This window comes from Mesorhizobium sp. M0664 (assembly GCF_040320565.1).
Lineage (GTDB): Bacteria > Pseudomonadota > Alphaproteobacteria > Rhizobiales > Rhizobiaceae > Mesorhizobium.
In genome coordinates this window covers 124604-130703 of sequence record NZ_JAMYPW010000009.1, presented here as the reverse complement: position 1 = coordinate 130703, position 6100 = coordinate 124604, and the positions used below count along the sequence as shown (strand labels likewise).

Annotated in this window: 7 protein-coding genes; 2 read left to right on the top strand and 5 right to left on the bottom strand. The window is 61.7% G+C overall.

Annotated elements, in window-relative coordinates; all coding sequences use genetic code 11:
• Nucleotides 1-320, top strand: a 320-nt coding sequence (locus NKI39_RS12765; RefSeq protein WP_352744018.1) for a transposase, incomplete at its 5' end; no start/stop codon positions are given.
• Between the two features lie 6 nt (nucleotides 321-326).
• Here the strand turns inward: NKI39_RS12765 and minE are convergent.
• The 3 genes from minE to minC are packed head-to-tail and all read right to left on the bottom strand — an operon-like array spanning nucleotide 327 to nucleotide 2150.
• Nucleotides 327-599 (bottom strand): cell division topological specificity factor MinE, encoded by a 273-nt coding sequence (gene minE / locus NKI39_RS12760; protein ID WP_023677151.1) that lies wholly within the window; start codon nucleotides 597-599, stop codon nucleotides 327-329.
• Nucleotides 596-1411, bottom strand: a complete 816-nt coding sequence (minD, locus tag NKI39_RS12755) for a septum site-determining protein MinD (RefSeq protein WP_352472499.1) — start codon at nucleotides 1409-1411, stop codon at nucleotides 596-598. Before minD ends, minE begins: the two co-directional genes overlap by 4 nt.
• Nucleotides 1412-1430: 19 nt before the next feature.
• Nucleotides 1431-2150: a septum site-determining protein MinC gene (gene minC / locus NKI39_RS12750; RefSeq protein ID WP_352472500.1), complete on the bottom strand. Its 720-nt coding sequence runs from the start codon at nucleotides 2148-2150 to the stop codon at nucleotides 1431-1433.
• A gap of 238 nt (nucleotides 2151-2388) precedes the next feature.
• Here minC and NKI39_RS12745 point away from each other — a divergent pair, with 238 nt between their 5' ends.
• Complete coding sequence (locus NKI39_RS12745) at nucleotides 2389-3249, top strand: alpha/beta hydrolase (protein WP_352832135.1); 861 nt, start codon at nucleotides 2389-2391, stop codon at nucleotides 3247-3249.
• A gap of 94 nt (nucleotides 3250-3343) precedes the next feature.
• On the opposite strand, the gene NKI39_RS12740 is transcribed toward NKI39_RS12745, so the two are convergent.
• Nucleotides 3344-4450: a glycosyltransferase gene (locus NKI39_RS12740; protein WP_352817237.1), complete on the bottom strand. Its 1107-nt coding sequence runs from the start codon at nucleotides 4448-4450 to the stop codon at nucleotides 3344-3346.
• Between the two features lie 8 nt (nucleotides 4451-4458).
• Nucleotides 4459-6009, bottom strand: a complete 1551-nt coding sequence (locus NKI39_RS12735; protein WP_352832132.1) for a GumC family protein — start codon at nucleotides 6007-6009, stop codon at nucleotides 4459-4461.
• Between the last annotated feature and the right edge of the window lie 91 nt (nucleotides 6010-6100).

Genomic DNA, 6100 nt, shown 5'->3' with positions numbered 1-6100 from the left:
CCTATGTCGAGCAGCAGCTCATCACCGTGCTGAAACCCGGCGACATCGTCGTCATGGATAATCTGGGAAGTCATAAGTCGGCGGCCATCAGGCAGATGATCAAGGCGGCCGGCGCCAGGCTTTGGTACCTACCGCCCTACTCCCCAGACCTCAATCCGATCGAGCAGGCCTTTGCCAAAATCAAACACTGGATGCGCCAAGCTCAGAAACGTACCGTCGAGGACACTTGGCGCCACATCGGCCACCTCGTTGAAACGATCGAGGCAACCGAATGCAACAACTACTTCGCAAACGCCGGCTACGCTTCCATCAAAACGTGAAAGGCTCTAGAACGCCGCGGCCATGGGCATTGCGACCTTGTTGGGGATCTGGATGTCGATCTCCAATCTCGACGTCGTTTCGCCGTGATCCATGCTCACCTGCAGGAAATCCTGGTCGACCTGAACATGCCGGGCGATCACCGCCATGATCTCCTCGCGCAACACCGAGACGAGATCGGGCTGGTTGCGGCTTCGACGCTCGTAAGCCAACAGCAGTTGCAAGCGCTCGCGCGCCACCGGCGCGCTGCCGCGGCGCTTGAAGATATCGAGCAGGTTCATGCTGCCCTCCTTCCCAACAGCCGGTCGAGGAGGCCCCTCCGCTCGAAAGGCAGAATGACCGGCAGGTCCTCGCCCTCGAGTCTTCTTGCCGCGTCGATATAGGCGCGTGCGGCGGGGTTGGTGTTTTCGCTGAGCGTAACCGGCGCGCCCACATTGGATGCGCGCAGCACGTCCTGGCTCTCGGGAATTATTCCCAGCAAGGGCGTCGACAGGATCTCGAGCACGTCATCGATGCTGAGCATCTCGCCGCGGGCAGCGCGCGCAGCATCGTAGCGCGTGACGAGCACGTGTTTGGCAATCGATTCACCCTGCTCGGCTTTCATCGTTCTGGAGTCGAGCAGGCCGATGATGCGATCGGAATCGCGGACCGAGCTCACTTCCGGGTTGGTGACGATTACCGCCTCGTCGGCAAAGCGCATGGCAAGTTGCGCGCCCCGCTCTATGCCGGCGGGACTGTCGCAGAAGACGTAGTCGAAAACCGAGCGCAGCTTGTCGATGACATCGGCGACGCCTTCCTCGGTGAGAGCATCCTTGTCGCGCGTTTGTGAGGCCGGCAGCAGGAACAGCGTGTCGAGTCGCTTGTCACGGATCAGCGCCTGCGAAAGCTTGGCGGTTCCCTGAATGACGTTGACGATATCGAAAACAACGCGCCGCTCGGCACCCATGATCAGATCGAGGTTGCGCAGGCCGACGTCGAAATCGACGAGAGCCACCCGCTTGCCGGTTTTCGCGACCGCGGCGCCGAGAGCGGCCGTCGAGGTCGTCTTGCCGACACCCCCTTTGCCGGATGTGACAACCACTACCTTGCCCATATTTGTGCCTCCAATGTTGTTAGTTGAGCGGTGCGACGCAAAGTGCGCCGTCCTCGAGAAAGGCCTGTACCGGCCTTCCTCGCGAGGAGGCGTCCATCTCCTCGGCAGTGCGGTACCAGCCGTCCACCGCCAGAAGTTCGGCTTCGTTTTTCCGGCAAAAGATGCGAGCCGCGGAATTTCCCGTGGCGCCGGCGAACGCACGTCCACGCAGCGTGCCGTAGACGTGGATTGATCCTCCGGCGACGATCTCGGAACCGGAACTGACGGAGCCGACAATGACCACATCGCCATCGGGATGAAAGATCGACTGGCCGGAGCGGATCGGTGCCTTGATCATCAATGAGTTCGGCGCCTGCGGTTCTTCCGTCTTGGCCTCAGCGGCGGCCTTCGGGTCCGGCTGCACGTAAAGCGCATCAGCGGTGGCCTCCTTGGCGCCAACGAGGAGCGGCGGCAGATCGGCATCGAGCGCTACATTGCCATCGGCCTCGATCGCGTAGATGCGAATCCCGCGCTCCGCGAGCTGTAAGACCAGATCCCGCATCTCGCCCACCTCGGGCTTGAGTATATTCAGATCGAGCACGACCGGGCGGCCGGCAAAGAAGCCGGGGGAGTTTTCGGTCCAGTGATCGAGGCTTTGCAGCCATTCCCCTAGCGGAGCCTCAGGGGTGAGGGTGAAGGCTACAAACGAGCGCGCTCGAAAGCGTATGGACTTGTTTTGGATGGGAGCGACGCAGGTCACAGAGGCGAGTCCTTACTGATTGGTTAAGGCTAGCCCGGCATGGTTAACGAAAAGTTAATGGCGGCTTCCCGAGGCGTTGGCGGAGGCATTCTTTTTGTCCCCGATCGTCCCGGCGGCGCCCTGCTTCCGGTGCACGACGAGGTCCTCCTCGCGGCTGCCTGGAGGCGCCTCCAGTTCACGAGGTCGGCCGACCGGTATATTGTTGTCGGAACGCCGGGCCTATTAAGGAGTTATCGATTTGACAAGTGTTGCCAAGGGGCCTGTCGCGGATCGCGGTCGCGCTACCTATGACCTTGGCGCGACCGCCATCTTTGCTTCCAAATCAGACGCGCGCTTTCACTATTGCCTGTATGTGCCTCCCGCGGTTGGGGAAGGGGCCAAAGTCGATCTGATGGTCGCTGTCCATGGCACCGGCCGCACCTCTTTTCTTGGATTCCGCGACGCGTTTTCCGAGTTCGGACGCTGGAACGGCTGCGCCGTTTTGTGTCCGCTGTTTCCAATCGGCGTTCTCGGGGATGATGCCCGCAGCGGGTACAAATATTTGCTCGAGGGCAACATACGCTACGATCAGGTGCTGCTCGCCATGGTTGAGGAGGTCAGCGCCAAATACAGTCAGGATTGGAGCCGCTTTGCCATGTTCGGATTTTCCGGCGGCGGACATTTCACGCATCGTTTTGCTATCCTGCATCCCGACAGGCTCTGGGCGGCCTCAATCGGCGCGCCAGGCTCGGTGACCTTGCTCGATCCGACGCATGACTGGTGGGTGGGCATTCGCGATCTGCCGGAGAAGTTCGGCATCACCTTCGATGCCGCAGCGCTGGCAAAAGTGCCTTTCCAGATGATCGTCGGCGGCGCTGACCTGGAGACTTGGGAAATCACTCATGTCCAAGGCAGCACCCATTGGATGCCAGGCGCCAACGATGCCGGGCGAACACGGCCGGAACGCCTCATGGCATTGTGTCGATCGTTCGAGGAGGCGGGTGTGCGCGTGCGCTTCGATTTGCTGCCAGGCATATCTCATGAACGGGACGCGGTTCTCGATTCGGTCAAGGATTTCCTCGCCCAACAACTCAAGGAACGAGGAAACGTCTCACGATGAATTCGTTGCGCCCCAGCCCGTGAAGAGATTATCGCAATCAAAGCCCGACTACGTCGACCGCATCCAACGCCGATTTGCTGCCAGTGCGTAACGACTAGAGCAACGCTTCGTATTGATTGCCAATCTTGTCGACTGTGAAATCCACCGCCCTGTTTTTCAGCACGGCAGCAGGGGTGGGGTGGTCCAGCGTCTCGGCCATCGCCTTCGCCAGGGCCGCGGCGTCACCGACCGGCACCAAGGTGCCGAAGCGGCCGTCACCGAGTATTTCGCGCGGGCCGTGCGGAGCATCGGTGGAGATTACGGGGACACCAGCGGCCATGGCCTCGACCAAGACGTTGCCAAAGCCTTCGCTCGTGGATGTAAGGACGAACAGATCGGCTGCGGCGTAACAGGCTGCGGGATCGTTGACGTAGCCGGCAAAGAGTACGTCCTGGCCAATGCCGATCTGCTCGGCACAGGCGTGCAATTTGGCAGCCAGCGGACCTTCGCCGAAGATGACAAGCCGGGCAGGGCGGCCGGCGCGCAGGGCAGCGAAGGCCCGCAGCAAAGTCCGGTGGTCCTTGACCGGCACCAGGCGTCCCGCGGTGGCGATGACCGGGCCATTGCCCATCGCCGCCAACGCTGCCTGCCAGGCATAGGAATTCCTCTGCGGTGCTACAGCCGGCGGCAGCGGGTTGTTGATGACGACAACCTTCGATTCGGGGAAGCCTCGGGCGATGATGTCACGGCCGACACCCGCCGAAACGGCGATGGCTTTGGTTGCGCGCGCTGCAACCAGCGCGGAAAGCCAGATCGCCAGCCTGGCGCCGAGGCCGCTGGCAGGCAGCGAGGCCGCGGCATGGAAGCTTGGAAAGAATTTTGCCCGGCTTCTGGCCAACATGAGTGACAGCGCCATCACCAGATTGGCGAATTCCGGGGCGCTATAGACCGCATCAGGATCAAGGCGGCGGAACAAATTTGCGCTTCGCACGATGCCTTTCAGCGTCGCCGACTTGGCGTAACCCTCGCCGCGCAAGGGAAGGCCGAAGTCGACCAGATGCACGGCAGCGGAACGCAGCGCGGCGTTAGGGCCTTCCGCGTTCCAGGTAAAAAGCGTGACCTCGTGGCCACGCGATGCCAGTTCATTTGCCATCAGGACGAAAACACGTTCGGCGCCCCCGCCCCTCAGGCTGGCGATGTGGAAAACGATGCGCTTCACCATGCCTTGCTTCAGGCTCGGCTGGCGGCAACGCCTGATCGGGTCGGCGGCCGGCGCATGTCGCGGATGATGCCCATGCCGATGGCCAGCAGCATCCCCAGGGCAAAGCCTGCGAACGCTCCGGCGCCTGCCACCAGGGCAGTGCGCGGGGGCCATGAGCGCGCGGGCGGGGGCACCGCGGTCGAAATCACCTGTACGTTTGTGGTGTCGATCTGCTCGCGCTCGCTGATTTGGCGCGCACGTGACAGGAAGCTCTCATAGACCGCTCTCTTGGACGCGGCATCGCGTTCAAGTTCACGCAGGGCGACCTCGGATTCGCTGTCGGTGAATACATTGCCCTTCAGATCGTTCATCCGGGCGTTGAGAGAAGCCAACGAGGCCCGGGCCTTGTCCAGGCTGGCCTTTGCCGTGCCGACGGTGCGGGAGAACTCGGCCCGGAGTTGCGAGTTGACGGTCTCGAGTTCCGTCCTGAGCCTGACAATCGTCGGGTGGCGCGGACCGAAGGTCATCGACTGTGAGTCGATCTGCTGCCGCAGGCTGTTTGACCTGTCGCGCAGCGCAGCGAGCGCTTCCGAAACCGTGGGGTCGGGATTGGCCCCGTTGATACCGGAGGCAACCAGGGCGTCGTAGCTTGCCTGCGCGGCGATGACACGCGATTGCGCATCGACGATTTCGCCATTGAGCTGCGTCAGCGTCTGCGAACTGACGAGCTGGCCATTGCTGGACGACAGGTTGTGGCTGCGCCTGTAGCTCTCGACCTTCTCTTCGGCTGCCTGCACGTCGCTCTTGAGTTGGCCAAGCCGGCTGTCAAGGGCAGCCGCGGCACGGCTGGCGCCGGCAGCTTCGGCCTTAGCCAGTTCTTCCTGGAAGTTTTTGACTATGGCCTGCGAGATCAGGATCGCCTTGGCGGTGGTTTCCGCAGATACCGAGAGGGTTGTGACAAATGAGGTCGGATCCGCGATGGCGTCTACCCGGTCCGCCAGGTTCTTCAAGGCGATGAGCCTCGGGTCGGGCTTCGCCACAGCGCCGGACGAGGATGTGCTCCGGTCCGGATCGAAAAACTCCGGATCGTGAGTCAGATTCAGTTCGTCCACCACACGGGAAAGCACGTTGCCCGAGGTCAGGATGCGCTGCTTGCTGCGCGTGCTGAGCAGCTGGCTATCGACCTGGCCCGGTTGCGAGTAGAGGTCGTTTTCCACAACCTGCAAATTGGATGGGTTGATGAGGACCTCGGTCGTGACGGTGTAACGCTGCTTGCTCAGCAATGCATAGGCGCCGCCGACAATGCCGCCGATTACCGCCAGCATGAAGGCCAGGGCGAGGCCGGCCCGCAGCCAGACGAACAGGCGTCGAAAATCGAGCTCGAGGAAATCGCCGATCTTGTCCAGGGTCACCGTTGCGACAGGCTCTGGAGGTTGCGGCGTCACCGGCGCGGAGCTTAGCCCCGCGACTGGGCCATGCTGTTGCAGCAATGCCCTGCGCCGTGCATTGGCGATACGCTCGAATGCACTGTTATTGGAAGCCGTCGCGGAGATAGGGGGTGTGCCGGAACCGGCAGACATGGTGACAACCCTTGTTAAATCATTACGCTTGGCCTGCTCTACAGAAACATCGTTAACATCTTATTTTCCAAGTTGGCCCATTTTACCGCTC

What these genes read in the sequence shown, in the direction of transcription:
- minE (WP_023677151.1), bottom strand. Translation starts at nt 599, where the DNA reads ATGAACCTGCTCGATATCTTCAAGCGCCGCGGCAGCGCGCCGGTGGCG.
- NKI39_RS12740 (WP_352817237.1), bottom strand. Translation starts at nt 4,450, where the DNA reads ATGGTGAAGCGCATCGTTTTCCACATCGCCAGCCTGAGGGGCGGGGGC.
- minD (WP_352472499.1), bottom strand. Translation starts at nt 1,411, where the DNA reads ATGGGCAAGGTAGTGGTTGTCACATCCGGCAAAGGGGGTGTCGGCAAG.
- NKI39_RS12735 (WP_352832132.1), bottom strand. Translation starts at nt 6,009, where the DNA reads ATGTCTGCCGGTTCCGGCACACCCCCTATCTCCGCGACGGCTTCCAAT.